Here is a 19,308-nt window from a genome sequence, read left to right on the forward strand (position 1 = left end):
TGTCACCACTTCGTTAGTTGTAGATCCGGAGACGGATTTTCATCATCGCCCACATCTCAGCAGCCTGCCAGGCGATGAACGCCCCCACTGCCCCTGCGATGGCCCATCCGCGTGAAAACCAGCTTTCATCCGGTTGGATGAAAAGCAAGAAACCGAAAGCTATCACCTTGATCACGTAGGTGATCATGAACGCCGCAAGAACGGCATCGGGCTTTCTCTTGCCAACCACGTGAGCTACGAGCAAGGAGATAGCAAAGAACACCATAACGACGGCCGCCGCGGCGAACGCTGAGAACGCGCCCGGGAACCTGGCGAAGACCGCCCCGAGGACAGTGATCACTACCGTTACAGCTGAGCCGGCAGCCGCGGAGTAAGCCAGCACCCTCAGCCACGGAAAGGCAATGGAATCCGAGGCTTCGGTGATGAGGTGCGGCTGTTGTTGCGACATCTAGACGCGGCCCTTCCTACGTATATGCAGCTTCTTGTGTTCAGCTTCAGTGCGATGGGCGAGCTTGCGACGGATCCACGGGTGGATCGTCAAGATCCCCGCCCCAAGCAACAGAAGGCCCCAGATCGGCAAGATGATCGGTGCGGGGACCCGGTTGATCAGGATGGCGCCGAACGCGACGATCGCGCTCCACAAATACAGCAACAAGACCGCGCCGCGATGCGTGTAGCCGCCGTCGATCAGCCGGTGATGCAGGTGTCCACGGTCTGCTGTGAAAGGTGAGCGTCCGCGTGCGGCACGCCGCAAAACCGAGAGGAACAAATCGACCAAAGGCAAGGCGATCACCGCGATCGGGAGCACGATCGGCATATATGCGGGGATGTTCCTGAAACGTTCACCATCAAGGGCACGCAAGTCTGCCGTGACAACAATCGTGGCAACAGCCATGACCAGCCCGATCATCATCGCACCGGACTCCCCCATGAAAATCTTGGCGGGGTTGAAATTATGGATCAAGAACCCAAGGGATGAACCCAACAGGATCGCCATCAGCAGCGCACCAAGGTTCGCGTGATCGTACTGATTGACCTGACGGGCAAGCGTATAGCAGTAGATGAAAAACGCGCTCGCGCCAATCGCTGCGATGCCGGCGGCGAGGCCGTCGAGACCGTCAACAAAGTTGATCGCGTTCATCATCATGATCATGAGGAACATCGCCGCACCGATCTGCCACACCGATGAATCGATCTGAACCCAACCGACCGGCAAAACCTCAAGCCTCACCCCGGAAACCGCCATGATGAATGAAGCCAACAGCTGACCTAGCAGCTTGTAGTACCACCGCAGTTCATACAGATCATCGGCGACCCCGACCACCAGGATCACGATGAGCGCCAGAACCAAGCCCGCCACCACATCGGGCCGGATGAACACGCCGGTCAGAAACGGTGCCTGAGCCGAGGCCGCCAACGCAACCAGGAACGCAACGATCATGGACACGCCACCGAGCTTAGGGATCTTCTCGGAATGGACGTCACGGGCACGGACCGGGATATCGGCCATAGTGCGTTTACCTATGGCCCTCAGAACCGGAGTCAGCGTTGTAGACACCACGAACGCTAGAGCCGCGAGCAGAAGATAGACCCTCATGGTTCGGGCGTCTCCTCTGCCACGGTGTTTGGTGCCGGTTCGGTGTTCGGTGCGGGGTTTCCGTCGATGTCGAGGATGCTCGGGTCTGCCTCACGCAGCTGTTCAACGCTCAACGCCCCGGCGCGCACAACCTTGGGTGGTGTGACCGTGTAGTCGACAATGGTCGATGGCGGAGCCGGCTCGGACTCGGACGGCGCGGATTCGGACAGCTCAGACTCGGACGCCTCATCCTCGTTGGTTGCGGCGTCTTCTTTCGTTGCAGCACCCTCAAGGTAGACGGCTACCGAGTCCCCCAGCATCTCGTGTGCCTTCTGCGCGCTCATCGCGGCCGGCATCCCGGAACGGTTAGCGCTTGAGACCGCCAACGGGCCGGTCTGCGACAACAGTTCGAGCGCATCCTTGTGATCAGGCATCCGTAACGCAACAGTGCCCCGGGTCTCTCCGAGGTCCCACGTCAGGGAGGGTTGCGCCATCAAAATGAGGGTCAGCGCGCCCGGCCAGAACTTCTCGGCAACCGCGCTCGCCCCTTCTGGGATGTCAGTGGCCAGCCCTTGGAGTGTCTCGGGGCGTGGGATGAGCACCGGCGGCGGCATGTGACGCCCCCGCCCTTTAGCCGCCAGAAGGGTCGCGACAGCTTGCGGGCTGAACGCGTCCGCAGCCACACCATAGACGGTGTCAGTGGGCATGACGACCAGACCCCTAGCGCCGAGGGCCTCGGTTGCTCGCGCGATACCGTCAGCGCGCGCTTCAGGGTCGGTCAGATCATATGTAGTGCTCACTCTTCTATTCTTTCATTCCCGCGACTGGTTTATTTACACAACCGCTTCTGCTCCGTTGCGCCACATGATCGTGACGCGGTCCCGGCCAGTCAGGTCAGTCATCGTTTGGGTGCGGTTGAATGCCCCGGTGGCGCACGCCGCATGCCGCAAGGGTGAGCCTTGCTCTTCTGCATGCTCCATCAGTATCACTCCCCCCGGTCGCAAGGTGTGGCCAGCGAGCTCGATCAAAGCGAACGGGATACTCAAGCCGTCTCCCCCTCCCCCATATAACGCGGTGTGAGGGTCAAAGAATTGGGTCTCAACATCACGGATCGGCGTGGCATCGGGAACATATGGTGGGTTCACGCACACCATATCCAAGCACCCGGGCTTGGCCGCATAATGGGTGAAAACATCTTCCTCGATCAGCTCCACGCCGGTGCCGGCGAGGTTCCGGCTTGCGTAGCTCGCGGCCTCGCCGCTGGCCTCCACCGCCTCGATATGAACAGGCGCCTGCCCCTTCGCTTCTGTGACATGAGACGCGAGCGCGGCCGCGATCGCCCCGGAACCTGCGCACCAGTCAGCGATCCGCACCTGCCGCGAAGCAGCTTGTGCATCGTAGGTAACTAGCGCATCGTAGGTAGCTGGCACATCGTTCTCAGGCGCAGGTTCACACGCCGCCAGCCCCTGCAGGACCTTCAAAGCCTGTTCAACGAGCGTTTCGGTTTCCGGCCGAGGCACGAAAACGCCCGGCCCCACCTCAAGCTCAAGCCCATAGAAACCGGCAGTCCCGAGGATATGCTGCAGTGGCTCACGGCGCGCCCGCCGCTCAACAAGACGCTCGAACCCCTCTGGTGTGGGGGCACCCCGAAGCGAAGCCGCCATCAACTCACCGCGCGAAACACCCATCGCGTGCGCGGCAAGCCATTGGGCATCGGCTGCCGGTGAGGCAACCCCCGCCTCAGCAAGACGGGCACTCGCCCACCCGAGCGCAGCCTTTAGATCTGAAGGCGCTGCCGATAAATCTGGAGGCGCTGCCGATAAATCTGGAGGCGATGCTCCTGGGTTCGAAGGCGCCCGGCCGTCATCGGAAGGAAGAGACATCTCGGTACAACCTATGTTTTAGTTGCCCTCACCTACGTGGGCTAGGCGCTCGGCTTCATCCATCTCGATGCAGGAGTCGATCACAGCCTGGAGGTCGCCATCAAGCACGGCGTCGAGGTTGTAGGCCTTATAGCCGGTGCGGTGATCCGCGATGCGGTTCTCCGGGAAGTTGTAGGTGCGGATGCGCTCGGAACGGTCCATAGTTCGCACCTGCGAACGGCGCTGATCAGCCTGTTCCGCCTCGATCTGCTCCTGCTGGTGGGCGAGCAAACGCGAGCGTAGAACGCGCATCGCGGCGGCACGGTTCTGGATTTGTGACTTCTCGTTCTGCATCGCAACCACAATGCCGGTCGGCAAGTGCGTGATGCGCACCGCAGAGTCGGTCGTGTTCACGGACTGTCCACCCGGGCCGGAGGAACGGTAGACGTCGATTTTGAGGTCGTTGTCGTGGATCTCGATCTCTTCCGGCTCATCGACTTCCGGGAACACCAAGACGCCAGCGGCCGACGTGTGGACGCGGCCTTGGGACTCCGTGACAGGAACACGCTGGACCCGGTGGACGCCACCTTCGAACTTCAACGCGGCGTAGACGCCTTCGGCGGGTTCGCTGCCGGTCCCCTTGATCGCAACCTGGGCGTCCTTATAGCCGCCCAGATCGGATTCGGTAGCCGAGAGCATTTCGGTCTTCCAGCCGCGGTTCTCCGCGTAGCGGATGTACATGCGCAACAAGTCTCCAGCGAACAACGCGGCTTCCTCACCGCCTTCACCGCCTTTGACTTCGAGGATCGCATCGCGGCCATCGTTAGGGTCACGCGGGATCAACAAACGACGCAGCTTCTCTTCAAGCTCCGGGATCTGGGCTTCGAGCTCTTTGGCTTCTGCCGCGAACTCTTCATCAAGTTCTGCCATCTCGGCAGCGGCCTCGTGGTCTTCACGCGCCTGCACCAGCTTGTTGTGCGTCTCCACGATCGGACGCAATTCGGCGGAACGGCGGCCTAGCTTGCGCGCCATCCCCTGATCTGAATACACGTCCGGATCAGAAAGCCTGGTCTGTAGTTGCTCGTATTCGTCCAGGATCGCTTGGATCGGATCGTTCGTTTCACTCATCATGTTTCCTACGTAGGTCGGCTCACGGTGATCGGCTCTGAAAATACCGGCTCTTAAAACGCCAGGTCTTAGAACACCAGGGTAGAACAAACGCTCCTTATGGCAGGCCCTTCACGTGCCTGCCATAAGGAGCGTTGTTACGCGGCTACTTGCCGTCCAGCGTGGTGCGGTTGACCACCATCAAGAACTCCGCATTCGATTCGGTTTCCTTGATCTTGGTCGTCAAAAGTTCGAGCGCCTGCTGCGGTTCAAGGCTTGAGAGCACCCGGCGCAGACGCCACATGATCTTCAATTCCTCAGGTGAAAGCAGGTTCTCTTCGCGGCGGGTCGAGGACGCGTTGACGTCCACTGCCGGGAAAATGCGCTTCTCAGCGAGGCTGCGTGACAGACGCAGCTCCATGTTGCCGGTGCCCTTGAACTCTTCAAAAATGACCTCGTCCATCTTGGACCCGGTCTCGACCAGTGCTGTCGCAAGAATCGTGAGCGAACCACCATTTTCGATGTTGCGGGCAGCACCGAAGAAACGCTTTGGCGGGTAGAGCGCTGCAGCATCGACACCACCGGAGAGGATACGGCCCGATGCCGGGGCGGCCTGGTTGTAGGCGCGGCCCAAACGGGTCATCGAGTCCAGCAGAACCACGACGTCGCGGCCCTGCTCAACGAGGCGTTTAGCGCGTTCAATCGCTAGCTCTGCAACAGTGGTATGATCCTCAGCCGGGCGGTCGAACGTGGAAGCGATGACTTCGCCGTCCACCGTGCGTTGCATGTCGGTGACTTCCTCAGGACGCTCATCAACAAGAACCATCATGAGGTGAACCTCAGGGTTGTTCTTCTTGATCGAATCAGCGATCGACTGCAGGATCATCGTTTTACCGGCCTTCGGCGGGGAAACGATGAGGCCGCGCTGGCCCTTACCGATCGGGGCAACAAGGTCGATGATGCGCGGACCAACCGACTTAGCGCCGGCTTCAAGACGCAAACGCTCTTCCGGGTAGAGCGGAACGAGCTTATTGAAGTTCACTCGATCCTTGTTCTCGTCAGCCGGCAGACCGTTCACGGTCGCGAGCTTGATCAGCGGCGTGTAGCGGTTACGTTTGCCGTTATTGGAGTGGTTGTTGTTCGCGTCCTCACGCGGAGCACGAATCGCACCAACAACAGCGTCACCCTTGCGCAGGTTGTACTGGCGAACCTGCTTCATCGTCACATAGACGTCGTTCGGGCCAGGCAAGTAACCGGACGTGCGGATGAACGCGTAGTTATCCATCACATCGAGGATGCCCGCGACTGGTGCGAGCACGTCATCCTCGGTCAGCTCGGTATCTTCAACCTCGATCTGGTTACGGCCCCGGTTACGGCGGTTGTTCCGCTGACGTTCGCGGCGGTTACCACGCGAATCGTCGTTGTTGTTGTCACGATTACGGTTGCGGCGGTTGCGCTGGTTACGCGAACCACGATCATCCGAGTCCTCGTGAGAGTCCTCATTGGAGTCGTTGTGATCACGGTCGCGCCCACGCCGGTTACGGCGGTTGCGCTGATTGCGGGTCTCGCGGCGGTTACGGCCCCCTTCGTTGTGCGAATCCTCGGAAGACTCCTCACCGGATTCGTTCTCGGAGCGGTCGTTCTCGCCGTTGTTCTTCTCAGCGCTGTTTTTATCGCTGTGCTTCTTCTCAGCGTTGTTCTTATCGCCGCGGTGCTTATCACTTTCGTGCTTGCCGCCACGGTTTGTGTCGTCGCTGTGATTTTTGTCGCTGTTGTTCTTGTTCTCGTCGCGGTTCTTATCATCTGCGTGCGCAGAGGATTCTTCCCCGGCGTGCTGATCGTTCTTCGACGGTGCACCGGCTGCAGCGGAGGAAGAGCGACGACGGCGGCCACGGCCCGAGCGTGAAGACTCATCCGCCGCATCGGCGGTCTTATCTGTTGCGTCAGAGCTCTTAGCGGAAGCGGAAACACCCTCAGCCGCCCCAGCCTTATCAGCCGGAGCCTTATCGGCGTCCTTCTTCTGAGCGCCCTTGCGCGCTTGGCTCTGCGCGTCTTTCTGGGCCTTTTGAGCTTCTTCCTTCTTCTTAGCGGCCTCACGGTCAGCGACGGCACCGCCACGCTGATGGTCCTGAATCTTGGCCACCAAATCAGCCTTACGGAGGCGACGAGCGCCGGTGATACCCAGCTGCGAAGCCAATTCCTGAAGCTGAGCGAGCTTCAACGATGCCAAACCCCCTGAAGCTTTCTTAGCTGGAGCTTTAGCTTTCGTCTCAGTCTGCTCAACAGGTGCGCCGGTGTTCTCGGCGGTGGATTGGGACACGAAGGTTCCTTCCCTCGTCACATGCACACTTCACACATGAAACATTTTCGAAGCTGTGCTTATTGGGAAAAATTTGGTCATACTGCACCCCGGAACGGTGGTCACAGCAACGGGATTCTTGCCAGGAGCACCATGACAGTAGGCCTGGAAACCAAACCAGTTACAGAAACCAAAGTATTTCCAGCAACCGCTGACGGTGGCCTCACGCCGACTCGCTTGATACCTCGACCGGTATCGAAGCCGGGATAGAGCAAGACTCCCATCCATCCGATGTACATTTCTACACACGTCAACGCACATGCGCCTTAGACGCGGTACTTCGGTGGAACGTGCATCTCATACGCTCAACAAGCGTTCCGATGCACCTCTACCATAGCACCTCGTTCGTCAAGACCTGGCATGAAGACATCCCAGCCGCCTCCCGATGTGACGTCTTTCAAAACCTCAAGTGCGGCATCGGCATGGTTTTCACCGTTGGCAAGCACCAACACCGTTGGACCGGCGCCCGAGATCACAGCCGCACACCCCGCGGCTCGGGCAGCACGCACCAGCCGGGCTGACTCCGGCATCGCCTCAGCACGGAAACGTTGATGCAACCAATCCCGCGTGGCCCGCATCAGATGGCGCGGATCCTTCGTGAGCGCGTATGTCAGCAGTGCTGCACGGCCAGCATCCGCGGCGGCATCCGCGTGATCCACGACCGCCGGCAACAGGCTACGGGCGGCGTGGGTGGACAACGTGGTTTGAGGAACCGCGACCACAGGCGTCAATTGCGGATGAACTCTGGCAACCACCGTGGAGAACTCGACCCCAGCGACTGGGCTCAGCGTCGCACCGCACGCAGTAACCGCTCTGTGGTCTTCACTGTCTTCCCGGGCCGCATCCACGCTCACCGGTTCCGATGCATCCACCGCGTCTTCGGCAAGCGAAATCGTGTAGCCGCCGTACACGGCCGGCGCAACGTTATCCGGATGCCCTTCATAGTGGGCCGCGAGCTGAAACAAAACGTCACGCTCCCGGTCAACATCCAGTCCCAACAGGCCAGCTGCTGCGAAAACCGCGCTCACAATCGCCGCGGCCGAAGATCCCTGCCCGCGACCGTGAGGAATATGGTTCTCGGCAATCAGCTCAAGGCCCACACAATCGAGCACATCGGCGGCCACCCCAAGGTCGGTGCATGCACGGCGCAGAGTCCTGACCACAAGGTGCGATTCATCCCGCGGGAGCGTCTCAGTGCCCTCGCCGGTGATCTCAACCGAAACACCGGGTTTGGCGAGCGTCCGGACCACCAGGCGGTCGCCGTAACCTAACGCCAAACCCAAACTGTCATAACCAGGCCCAAGGTTCGCGCTCGTGGCGGGAACGTTGACCGTCACGGAACGGCCAGCAACCAGCTTCAAGCGGCCGCACTCATCACGAACCGGCTCACATCCGCTCGCCATGACTATGCGTCGCCGGTGTTGGCGCCGTCTGCGCCGGCGGAGTCACCTGAAGATGTAGCGCCGCCGGAAGAGACCAAGCCGAGTGCTTCAGCGACCGTATGCACATCGAACGGCAGCTTGCGCGGGGCGGCTTCCTCAGCAGGTGCGGACTTCACGGCCCATTCAGGGTCCTTCAAACCGTGGCCGGTCACGGTGATCACGATCGTCTTGCCTTCCGGAGCCTTCCCAGCCTGATGCATCTTCAAAAGGCCCGCAGCGCCCGATGCGGAGGCCGGCTCAACGAACACGCCCTCACGTGAAGACAACCAGCGGTGGGCTTCCAAGATTTCCTGGTCGGTCACGGAATCGATCAGGCCGCCGGACTCGTCACGCGCCGCTTCAGCCTGCTTCCAGGATGCCGGGTTACCGATCCGGATGGCTGTCGCAACGGTCTCTGGTTCAAGGATTGGGTGTCCCTTGACGATGGGAGCCGCACCTTCTGCTTGGAAGCCCCACATGATCGGGGTCTTGGTCGCGACCGGTTCCATGACCTCACCGTGGTGGTTCTCGGTCTTGTTCGCGTACTCCTTATAGCCCTTCCAGTACGCGGTGATGTTGCCGGCGTTACCGACCGGCAACAGGTGATAGTCAGGGGCGTCGCCCAAGAAATCGACCACCTCGAAAGCGCCCGTCTTTTGTCCCTCAATGCGGTTCGGGTTGACCGAGTTGACGAGGAACACCGGATATGACTCCGAGAGCTTCCGGGCAACATCGAGGCAGTTATCGAAGTTGCCGTCGATCTGGATGATCTGCGCACCGTGCGCGATCGCCTGGGAAAGCTTACCCATCGCGATCTTGCCGTCTGGAACCAAGACCGCGCACGTCAGCCCCGCCTGCTTGGCATAAGCCGCAGCGGAAGCCGACGTGTTGCCAGTGGAGGCACACACGACGGCTTTGGCGCCTTCGTTCACCGCGGCCGTAATCGCCATCGTCATACCGCGGTCCTTGAAGGAACCGGTCGGGTTCATGCCCTCAACCTTGAGGTAGACGTCATTGCCCGTCTCTTGCGATAAGGCCGGCGCATACACCAGCGGTGTGCCGCCTTCTCCGAGCGTGACAATGCGATCGTCTTTACTGATCGGTAGACGGTCAGCGTATTCGCGGATGACCCCGCGCCACTGGTGAGCCATTTAGGCTTCCCCTCCTTCAACGCGCAGAACCGAGGAGATGCCCCGGACCACGTCCAATTTCTTAAGGTCTTCCACGGTCGCTGTGAAACCGGATTCCTGGGCGGCGTGGGTGATGAGCCGCAACAGAGCGCGCGGATCACCAGAGTTCGCGGTGTCAGTAGCGGCGAGGGACTCCTGTTTCATCGATTCGATCGAAACACCGTGCTGCGCGAAGGTCTGGGCGATCCGGGCGAGCACACCCGTGGTGTCCTCAACCTCGATCCCGATGGTGTAGCGGGTTACGGTTTCGTCGATCGTCAGTGCCGGGAGCCCTTCCGGCAAGGTGAACGGCTGGAGGGCAGTCCCGTTGATGCGTTGCCGCACGGCCGTCACAACATCCCCCATGACAGCCGATGCGGTAGGGGCTCCGCCTGCCCCGGCACCGTAGAACATGAGCTGGCCTGCGTTTTCGGCTTCGACGAACACCGCGTTGAACGCCTCGTGTACGGCAGCGAGTGGGTGTTCGCGTGAGATGAGTGCGGGGTGGACCCGCATGCTGACCCCGGTCTCTGTCTTGTTGACGATGGCTAGCAGCTTGATGACTTGGTTGTTCTCTTGCGCGGCTTTGACGTCAGCGGCGGTCACCGAGCGGATGCCCTCGGTGTAGACCTCATCGATCGTGTACGGGGTTCCGAATGCGTAGGTCGCAAGGATCGCGGCCTTGGCTGCTGCGTCGTGACCGTCGACGTCGGCGGACGGATCCGCTTCGAGGTAGCCGAACGCTGAAGCCTCCTCCATCACGGCTTCCAGCGATGCTCCCTCGCGGTCCATCTTGTCGAGGATGTAGTTGGTGGAACCGTTGACGATCCCCATGACCGAGGTGATGTTGTCACCGGCTAGGGACTCGTAGATGGGCCGCAGGATCGGGATCGCACCGGCCACAGCGGCCTCGTAGAACAGTTGAGCGCCCTTCTTACGTGCCAGCGCGTTGAGTTCAGCGCCAGACTCCGCGATGAGCGCCTTATTACCTGTGACCACATCCTTGCCGGCTGAGAGCGCTTCGACGATGTAGGTCTTGGCTGGTTCGATCCCTCCCATGAGTTCAATCACGAGGTCCGCATCGGCGATCGCGGCAGAGGCATCGTCCGAAATCATGCCGCGGTCAATCCACGGGCCACGATCAGCCTCAGTGTTACGAACCACCACGTGGCTCAACTCGAGTGCCGTCCCGGTCTTCTCCTGCAAAACCTCGTGGTCTTGACGCAGAATCCGGGCAACCTCGGCCCCAACAGTTCCGGCGCCGAGCAAGGCTACTTTCAGTGTGGTGGTCATAGGTTGTTGGTTCCTCAATTCCTCAGCAGAAGAGTGTCCGGCCCGGTATGTACGGACACGGGCCTGATCGGTGACGGTTCAGCTGCGCAAGCCCAGATTTACAAGCCTAGATTCACAAGCCCAAGTTTGCAGGCTCAGCGGTGCAGACCCAGGTCGCGTGCGTAAAGATCGTCCACTGTTTCACCGCGCACGATGAGCCTGTGCTTACCGTCCTTAACAGCAACAATGCCAGGACGAGTGAGCATGTTGTAGTTCGATGACAAAACGAAGCAATATGCGCCGGTGGCCGGCACAGCCAGGATGTCGCCTCGCATGACGTCGTTGGGTAAATACACGTCGCGGACCACGATGTCACCGGATTCGCAGTGTTTTCCTACCACGCGAGAGAGCGCGCCAGGCGCATGCGATGTGCGGGAGGCTAGCACCGCTGAATAGTCCGCGTCATACAGAACCGGCCGGGCGTTATCTGACATTCCGCCGTCTACGGAGATGTAGCGGCGAGCGGCGGACTCCCCCGCCTCGGTTTCCACCGTGACGTCCTTGATGGTCCCGACGGTGTAGAGGGTTACGCCTGCAGGGCCTGCGATGGAGCGGCCTGGCTCAATCGAGATGCGCGGGCATGTGATACCGAGGCGTTCGGTTTCCTCACGGATCACGTGAGCGATTCCCGCGGCGATCTCGTGTGGTTCCCGTGGCGTGTCGGCTTCGGTGTAGGCGATGCCGTAGCCGCCGCCGAGGTCGAGTTCACCAAGCTCAACGCCGTGGGTTTCTTTGATCCACGCCATGAAGCCCAGCAAGCGGCGGGCTGCTTCTTCGAAGCCTGCGGATTCAAAGATTTGCGATCCGATGTGGCAGTGCAAGCCGATCAGCTCGATGTTCTCGGCGTCCAGGGCCTGAGCCACCGCCTGCGCAGCTGCCGAGAGGTCGGCGCCGGGCCGTGGCGTCATCGAGAGCCCGAATTTCTGGTCTTCGTGCGCAGTCGCAATGAACTCGTGCGTCGAGGCGTGAACGCCTGGTGTGAGTCGCAGCATGACCGGCGCAGTGGCGCCTCGACTGTGGGCGATCTGGTTGATGCGTTCGATCTCTTCGAGTGAGTCCGCGATGATGCGGCCCACTCCCGCGTCGATCGCGCGCCGCAGTTCGGCATCGGATTTGTTGTTGCCGTGCAGGCCGATGTGGGCTGGGTCCGCACCTGCCGCTAGTGCCAGTCCCATCTCCCCGCCCGAAGCGGTGTCGATGCGCAATCCCTCTTCTGTGACCCAGCGGATCACCTCACTGGTGAGCAACACTTTCCCGGCATAGTAGACGTCCGCTCCGCCACCTAGGTCAGCGAAGGCCTCATCGTAGGCCTCTTTAAAGGCACGGGCACGGGTGCGCAGTTCGTCCTCGTCGATCACATAGATCGGTGTGCCGTAGGTGCGCGCGATCGTCTCAACCGCAACCCCGCCGATCACCACCTGGCCCGAGGGGTCGCGCCGCGCTGAACGCGGGAACAAGCGTGGCCCATTGGCGCGCGCCAGGTCGCTGAAGTTCTCCGGGACTGCCAGCCAGTCAGGGGCCAGCGGCGATGGGTGTGTCGTGCTCATCAAGATCCTTCACTTCGAGTGTGCTGTCACGTCTGCTAGTGCACGCGCTCTAGTAGTGTCACATCTTTTCTGGCGCGCTCACACCGAGCAGTTCGAGTCCGTTGGCGATCACCGTGGTGGTGGCGTCGTTGAGCCACAGGCGGGTGCGGTGCACGTCTTCGACTGGCTCATCACCTACTGGCGTGATGCGGCATGCGGCGTACCACGTGTGGTAGGCGGCCGCGACTGATTCGATGTGGCGGGCTACACGGTGCGGTTCGCGGCGCTCGGCTGCCGCGGCCACGGCCGACGGATAGGCGGTGAGCGCTGCCAGCAGGTCGTTTTCGGTTGGATGGTTCAGCAGGCTCGCGTCGAACACGGAGCGGTCCACACCGCGGTCGGCTGCCGCGCGGGCGGCTTGGCGGGAGCGAGCGTGGGCGTACTGGATATAGAAAACGGGGTTTTCGTTGGTTGCGGTGCGCAGAACCTCTGGGTCGAGGTCGATCGGCGAGTCAGCCGGTACGCGTCCGAGCGAGTAACGCAGCGCGTCGGTCCCGAGCCATTCGATGAGGTCTTTGAGCTCGATAATGTTGCCGGCACGCTTGGACAGGCGGGCGCCGTTGACGCTCATGAGCTGGCCAATGAGCACCTCAAGGTTGACAGCAGGGTCGTCGCCGGCGGCGGCTGCGATGGCTTTGAGGCGGCCGATGTAGCCGTGGTGGTCGGCACCGAGCAGGTAGATCTTCTCGGCGAAGCCGCGGTCACGCTTGTTGAGGTAGTAGGCGGCATCGGCGGCGAAGTAGGTCGGCGCCCCGGTGGAGCGGATCAGGACGCGGTCTTTATCGTCACCGAATTCGGAAGTGCGCAGCCAGATTGCCCCGTCTTCTTCGAACACGTGGCCTTGTTCCCTCAGTCGGGCGACTGCTTCTTCGACCTTGCCTTGGTTGTGCAGATCGGATTCTGGGAAGTAGACGTCAAAGTACACACCGAAGTCGGCGAGGGTGTCTTTGATGTCTTTCATCTGCAGGGTGTAGCCGCGTTCACGCAACACGGGTATCGCTTCGGCTTCGGCGAGCTCCTTGACACTGGGGTCTTCTGCGAGGATCTGCTCGGCGATATCAGCGATGTATTGGCCTGGATAGCCACCTTCTTGGACTTCGAGGCCGTGCATGCGCCGGTAGATCGAGGTCGCGAATACGTCCATCTGGGAGCCCGCGTCGTTGATGTAGTACTCGGCGGTCACATCGGCGCCGGATGCGCGCAGCATCCGCACGATCGAGTCCCCGAGTGCCGCCCAACGGGTGTGGCCGATGTGTAGCGGGCCGGTCGGGTTAGCGGAGACGAACTCCATGTTGATTTTGTGGCCGGCGAGCGCATCGTTGTGACCGTAGGTTGCGCCCGCTTCGACGATTCCGCGGGCGATCTCGGCGGCCGCCGCGGTGTCGAGGGTCACGTTGATGAACCCTGGGCCCGCGATGTCGACGGCGGCGACACCTAGGATTGCGGTGAGCTTTTCGGCGATCATCTGGGCGAGCTCGCGTGGTGCGAGCCCGGCTCGCTTACCGAGTTGGAGGGCGATGTTGGTCGCCCAGTCCCCGTGGTCGCGGTTCTTTGGTCGCTCTACCTTGACGGTTTCTGGTAGCTCGACGTTCAGTCGCCCCTCGTTACTGAGGGTGTTGAGGATCTCGGTAAGGTGCGCGGAAAGCTGTTCTGGAGTCACAAAGCTCAATCCTACCGAGGCTTGGCACCGGTTGCATCGCGGATTGCGGATGTGTCAGTACGCACCGGTTGTGACGGTTGCGGGTGAGGCGTATTCGCTCGGGCGCCCGCTGGGGTGCTATTGTCGAGGACGGTCTTACATTCTGCATGGCTGTGCCCCCGTAGCTCAGTGGATAGAGCGTCCGCCTCCGGAGCGGAAGGTCGAAGGTTCGAATCCTTTCGGGGGCGCTTTTTCGTTTAAGCATGGGGTTTCGTTGTTTGTGCAGGGTGGTTTCGTGACGACGGTTACGTTGTTGGGTTCTGGGTTTGCGGCTCAGGAGTTGGCTCCGTTGTGTGCCCGTGCGTTGGCGGGGCGTGGCCGTTTGGTGGTGTGGTCGCGTAACGCTGAGACGCTGGGGTGGGTTGTTCAGGATGCCCGCGATGCGGTGAAAGACAGCGTGGTTGTCGACGATGTGGCGGTTGCAGACGATGTGGTGGTTGCGGCCCCCGATGCGGCGAGCGCTGTTGCCGGTTTCACTCAGGATGGCGCGGCTGTGCCGCCGGCTGATGTTGTGTTTCTTGCTCTGCCGTTTGGCTCGGCGATCAACGACGTTGTTACTGGCCTGGGTGAGGCGTTGGCTCGTGCTGCGGTGGTGGATATCTCGAATCCCGTTGAGATGACCGCGTTGGGCCCTAAGCAGGCGATGTATGTTCCGGCTGGTTCCGCTGGCGAAGAGCTTGCTCAGCGATTGCCTGCCGGATGTGTTCATGTTCATGGTTTGACTCACCTTGATGCCTCGGTGTGGGCCGAGGCCGCCGCGCTCGGCGCCGACGGCTCGGCTCCTGCGGCATTGCCGCTCGTGGCTTCCGCGCCAGCGAGCGATCCCCGGGTTCACACAGTCCTGGATCTGTTGACTCACATGGGTTTCGCCCCGCGGGTCATCGGTGGGATCGAGGAGTCCGCGTTGATCGAGGTGGGTGGCCCGTGGGCGCTCGCTCATACGCGCCGCTCCCCTCTCGCTTCTGATTTCTCGTGGGAAGCCGCCGCCGAGGCTTCCCTGCCTGGCGCTTAGCGTGGTTGCGCGCAGTTGCAGACCGCAGGCCTGCCGCCTTTACAACTCGCACCGACCTTAGAATGGTCTCACCATGTCGATGAGCATTTCTTACCCTCCTGAGCTTCCGGTTTCTGCCGCACGCGACGAGATCGTTGAGGCACTCACGCATCACCAAGTGATCGTGGTTGCGGGTGAAACAGGCTCGGGTAAGACGACCCAGCTCCCTAAGATGCTCGCCGAGGTTTTGGGTGTTGCCGACGCCGCTCCGGGTGAGCGCGGCATGATCGCGCACACCCAGCCTCGCCGTATCGCCGCGCGTTCCGTGGCTGAGCGTTTGGCTGAGGAGCTGGGCACCACCATCGGCGATGACGTGGGTTATCAGGTCCGCTTCACGGATGAGTCCTCTAAGAAGACCCGCATCAAGCTCATGACGGACGGCATTTTGCTCGCGGAGATCGCGGGCGATCCGCAGCTGTCGCGTTATTCGGGCATCATCATTGACGAGGCGCACGAGCGCTCGCTCAACATCGACGTTCTCTTAGGCCACGTCGCACGTCTCCTCCCCGAGCGGCCGGACCTCAAGGTTGTCATTACCTCGGCGACGATCGACCCGGAGTCTTTCGCCCGGCATTTCGCCACCAAGGATCCCGCTGGTGAGCTCACTCCGGCTCCGATCATCGAGGTTTCAGGCCGCACCTATCCCGTGGAGATCCGCTACCGGCCTGTGGGTGAGGACCCGAACGACGGCGCGGATGAGTTGGATCCGGATTCGGCGGCGGCTGATGTCGATATGACCTCGGCGGTGGTCGATGCGGTCAAGGAGTTGGCCGCGGAAGGCCCCGGGGATATCTTGGTGTTTTTCTCCGGCGAGCGTGAGATCCGGGACGCGCAGCAAGCTCTCAACGGGGTCATTGGTTCTACGCCGAGGTTGCGTAACAGTGAGGTTTTGCCGCTGTTTGGTCGGTTGTCGATGGCGGAACAGCACCGTATTTTCGCGCCGGGTTCCAAGCGGCGGATCGTGTTGGCCACCAACGTCGCGGAGACTTCGTTGACGGTTCCTGGGATCCGGTACGTGGTGGATACGGGGTTGGCTCGTATTTCGCGGTATTCGACCCGCACCAAGGTTCAGCGTTTGCCGATCGAGCGGATTTCGCAGGCTTCTGCCCGGCAGCGTTCGGGCCGTTCGGGCCGTGTTGCTGACGGTATTGCTATCCGTTTGTATTCGGAAGAGGATTTCGAATCCCGTCCGGAGTTCACAGACCCGGAGATTCTGCGCACCAATCTTGCGTCTGTGATTTTGCAGATGGCGGCGATGAAGGTCATCCAGACTCCGGACGATATCGCCGAGTTCCCGTTCGTCCAGGCTCCCCCGGCGCGTGCGGTGCGTGACGGTGTGACCCTGTTGCGTGAGCTTGGCGCGCTCACCGAGCCAGGGCAACAGGATCAAAGCGGCCGGCAACAACAGCGCAAGCCACGCGGCCGTCGCGGCCGCGTGCCTCAACGTCCGCGGGGTCCGTTGACGCGCATTGGGCGGGATCTTGCGCGTTTACCGGTGGATGTGCGTTTGGGCCGCATGATTCTGGAGGCCGCGAAGCATTCGGCGGCTACTGAGGTTCTGGTGATCGCTGCCGCACTGTCGATTCAGGATCCGAGGGAGCGGCCATCGGAGGAATCCGGTAACCGCGCTAAAGCCGCCGAGATGCACTCACGTTTTTCAGATAAGACCTCAGACTTCACGGGCTTGCTGAATCTGTGGCGTTACGTGCAGGAGCAACAGCGTGAGTTGTCATCCTCGGCGTTCCGGCGTTTGTGCCGCGCGGAGTTCATCAACTTCTTGCGGGTGCGTGAGTGGCAGGACCTGTTCGAGCAGTTGCGAAAACTTGTGAAGCCTCTACGGATTTCGGTACCGAACCGGGATGTGGATCCGGTCAGCAAGCACGATGCGATCCACATGTCGTTGCTGAGCGGGTTGCTCTCTCACATCGGTTCGTGGGATGAACGCAAGCGTGAGTATGCTGGCGCCCGGGGTACACGGTTCTCGATCTTCCCCGGTTCTGCTTTGGCTAAACGTAGACCGGAGTTCGCGATGGCCGCAGAACTCGTGGAGACCTCGCGACTGTGGGCGCGCACGGTCGCTGAGTTCAACCCGGACTGGGTTGAGAAGCTCGCCCCACACCTGATCAAGGTTTCGCATTCGGAGCCGCACTGGTCGCGTCAGCAGGGGGCGGCGTTGATCTATGAGAAGGTCACGCTGTTCGGTGTCACGGTGGTTGCTCGCCGCCGGGCACAGTTATCCCGCATTGACAAGGCGCTGGCCCGCGAGCTGTTCATCCGGCATGCGCTGGTCGAGGGTGATTGGGATACGCGCCATGCTTTCTTCCGGCGCAATCTGAAGCGTTTGCGTGAGGTTGAAGAGATGCAGACCCGCATGCGTCGCCATGACTTATTGGCTGATGATCATGCGCTTTTTGATTTCTATGATCAGCGCATCCCCGCGCATGTTTCTGATCAACGGGCTCTGGACCGTTGGTGGAAGGGGGCCCGCAGCGAGGATCCGCACCTGCTGGATTTCGATCCGGAGAAGCTTCTGCAGGCCGATGGTGAAGAGCTTGATCACGATGCGTACCCGCAGCAGTGGCGTGTGGATGATGATCTCTCGCTTGAGTTGCGTTATGCGTTCGATCCCACGGGCGCGGGCCGCGATGGCGTGTATGTTCGTGTGCCGATCGTGTTCTTGAACCAGCTGAGCCCCGAGCCGTTCCAGTGGCATGTTCCGGGGTTCCGGGTCGAGCTGATCACGGCTTTGATCCGTTCGTTGCCTAAACAGGTGCGGAAGGCTTTCGTCCCAGCGCCCGATGTTGCACAGGCCGCCGCTGATGCGTTGGCTGAAAGCTTTGATCCGGCCTCCGATGCGTTGCTTCCGAGCCTCGAACTGGTTCTGCGCAGGCTGCGCGGCGAGGTGATCCCTGAAGGGTCTTGGGACTGGGGCCGGGTGCCGGACTATCTGAAACCGACGTTCCAGGTGATCGGTGCCCGAGGCAAGATCCTCGGCGATTCGAAGGACCTGAGCGCCCTGCAGGCTCAGCTTGCGAGCCAGAACCGGGCGGCGATCGCATCCGAACTCGGGGTTTCTGCCGAGCAACTCGGTGAGGCGAAGCGGCGCGCGGGAGGCGGCAACCAGAAACAGGGTGCGGGCAAGCGAACGCCTAAGCCTGCCGGCAAGCCAGCACCTAAGCCAGGGCCCAAACAGAACCCGGGCACCGCATCGGGCGCTGATAAGGCATCCAGTATGTGGGAGCAGCGCGGGCTCACCCAGTGGCCTTCCGGGCTACCTGAGAACCGCTTCCCGCACGAGGTTTCAGCATCCGTGCGTGGCCGTGACATCACCGGCTATCCGGGGCTGAGCGACCTCACGAACGCCGTGGGAGTTACGATCTACCGCTCCGAGTCCGAACGCGTCACGGGCCACCGCCGCGGGACTATCCGTTTGCTCGCGCTCACGGTGCCTTCACCTCAGCGCTACGTCATGGATCACCTGACCAGCCGCGAAAAGATAGCGTTCGCACGTACCCCGCACGGGGACGTAGACACGTTCGTCAAGGACGCCGTTTACGCCGCGATCGACCAGCTGACCCCACCGCACGCGCCTCTGGATGAGGCCGGGTTTAAGGCGCTGTTTAACCACGTGCGTGGCGAGCTGATAGAGGCCACACTCGGGCTCATCAAGAGCCTCGAGAAGACACTGGCAAGCGCTAACCGGGTTCAGGCGCGCCTCGATTCGAACACCTCGAGCGCGTTGGCCGATACGGTCTCAGACATCCGCTCCCAACTTCGCGGACTGCTGTATCCCGGGTTCGTTGCCGCGGCGGGCGGTCACAACGTGATGCACCTGCCGCGCTATATGGAGGCGATTGAGAAGCGGATGGAGAAGGTTGAGGCCGGGGCGCTGACCCGCGACCTCGAGAACACCGACATCATCCAAGAGCTCGAAGACGCCTACGACAACGCCCTCGATGCCGTCCCACAAGGCACCGCACCCTCGGAGAAGCTCCTGGACATCAAATGGTTGCTCGAAGAGCAACGCGTGTCGCTGTTCGCCCAAGAATTGGGAACAGCGCGGTCCGTATCCCCTAAACGGATCCGAACCGCGCTGCGAGAAGCCCAACACTAACCGCGGAACGCCCCGCCATACTGCGGGAGTTG

At 61.3% G+C, this 19,308-nt stretch carries 13 protein-coding genes and 1 tRNA gene; 3 read left to right on the forward strand and 11 right to left on the reverse strand.

Annotation, left to right across the window (positions count from 1 at the left end; genetic code table 11):
• Positions 1-13: 13 nt before the first annotated feature.
• The 11 genes from HMPREF3160_RS03175 to argS form a co-directional block, all read right to left on the reverse strand.
• The gene (locus HMPREF3160_RS03175; protein ID WP_070490416.1) at positions 14-448 is read right to left on the reverse strand and encodes a Cg1360 family ATP-synthase-associated protein; all 435 of its coding nucleotides are present in this window, start codon (positions 446-448) and stop codon (positions 14-16) included.
• Positions 449-1,597, reverse strand: a complete 1,149-nt coding sequence (locus HMPREF3160_RS03180) for an MraY family glycosyltransferase (protein WP_035754586.1) — start codon at positions 1,595-1,597, stop codon at positions 449-451.
• A complete protein-coding gene (locus HMPREF3160_RS03185) occupies positions 1,594-2,376 on the reverse strand; it encodes an L-threonylcarbamoyladenylate synthase (RefSeq protein WP_070490418.1) in 783 nt (260 codons plus the stop codon). The genes HMPREF3160_RS03180 and HMPREF3160_RS03185 overlap by 4 nt, the downstream gene beginning before the upstream one ends.
• A gap of 33 nt (positions 2,377-2,409) precedes the next feature.
• Positions 2,410-3,459 carry a N5-glutamine methyltransferase family protein gene (locus HMPREF3160_RS03190; RefSeq protein WP_083285371.1) on the reverse strand — a complete coding sequence of 350 codons (1,050 nt, stop codon included), beginning with the start codon at positions 3,457-3,459 and terminating at the stop codon, positions 2,410-2,412.
• A gap of 18 nt (positions 3,460-3,477) precedes the next feature.
• A complete protein-coding gene (prfA, locus tag HMPREF3160_RS03195; protein WP_083285372.1) occupies positions 3,478-4,569 on the reverse strand; it encodes a peptide chain release factor 1 in 1,092 nt (363 codons plus the stop codon).
• A gap of 142 nt (positions 4,570-4,711) precedes the next feature.
• Positions 4,712-6,865 (reverse strand): transcription termination factor Rho, encoded by a 2,154-nt coding sequence (rho, locus tag HMPREF3160_RS03200; protein ID WP_070507042.1) that lies wholly within the window; start codon positions 6,863-6,865, stop codon positions 4,712-4,714.
• Positions 6,866-7,209: 344 nt separating this feature from the next.
• On the reverse strand, positions 7,210-8,307 hold the full coding sequence (thrB, locus tag HMPREF3160_RS03205) for a homoserine kinase (RefSeq protein ID WP_052048240.1): 1,098 nt from the start codon (positions 8,305-8,307) through the stop codon (positions 7,210-7,212).
• Between the two features lie 2 nt (positions 8,308-8,309).
• Entirely contained in the window at positions 8,310-9,476 is a 1,167-nt protein-coding gene (gene thrC, locus HMPREF3160_RS03210; RefSeq protein WP_052048239.1) for a threonine synthase, read from the reverse strand.
• Positions 9,477-10,787, reverse strand: a complete 1,311-nt coding sequence (locus HMPREF3160_RS03215; RefSeq protein ID WP_070507044.1) for a homoserine dehydrogenase — start codon at positions 10,785-10,787, stop codon at positions 9,477-9,479.
• A 134-nt stretch (positions 10,788-10,921) separates the two neighbouring features.
• The gene (gene lysA / locus HMPREF3160_RS03220) at positions 10,922-12,373 is read right to left on the reverse strand and encodes a diaminopimelate decarboxylase (protein ID WP_035754580.1); all 1,452 of its coding nucleotides are present in this window, start codon (positions 12,371-12,373) and stop codon (positions 10,922-10,924) included.
• 58 nt (positions 12,374-12,431) lie between these two features.
• Positions 12,432-14,072, reverse strand: a complete 1,641-nt coding sequence (gene argS / locus HMPREF3160_RS03225; protein WP_035754578.1) for an arginine--tRNA ligase — start codon at positions 14,070-14,072, stop codon at positions 12,432-12,434.
• Positions 14,073-14,226: 154 nt separating this feature from the next.
• Here argS and HMPREF3160_RS03230 point away from each other — a divergent pair.
• The 3 genes from HMPREF3160_RS03230 to hrpA all read left to right on the forward strand — a co-directional run bounded on the left by HMPREF3160_RS03230 (position 14,227) and on the right by hrpA (position 19,276).
• A tRNA-Arg gene (locus tag HMPREF3160_RS03230) sits at positions 14,227-14,299 on the forward strand.
• Between the two features lie 47 nt (positions 14,300-14,346).
• Positions 14,347-15,123, forward strand: coding sequence for an NAD(P)-binding domain-containing protein (locus HMPREF3160_RS03235; protein ID WP_141739804.1), 777 nt, complete (start codon positions 14,347-14,349; stop codon positions 15,121-15,123).
• 73 nt (positions 15,124-15,196) lie between these two features.
• Positions 15,197-19,276 (forward strand): ATP-dependent RNA helicase HrpA, encoded by a 4,080-nt coding sequence (hrpA, locus tag HMPREF3160_RS03240; RefSeq protein ID WP_070507050.1) that lies wholly within the window; start codon positions 15,197-15,199, stop codon positions 19,274-19,276.
• Positions 19,277-19,308: the final 32 nt, after the last annotated feature.

The sequence above is a fragment of the Arthrobacter sp. HMSC06H05 genome (assembly GCF_001807395.1).
Lineage (GTDB): Bacteria > Actinomycetota > Actinomycetes > Actinomycetales > Micrococcaceae > Pseudoglutamicibacter > Pseudoglutamicibacter albus.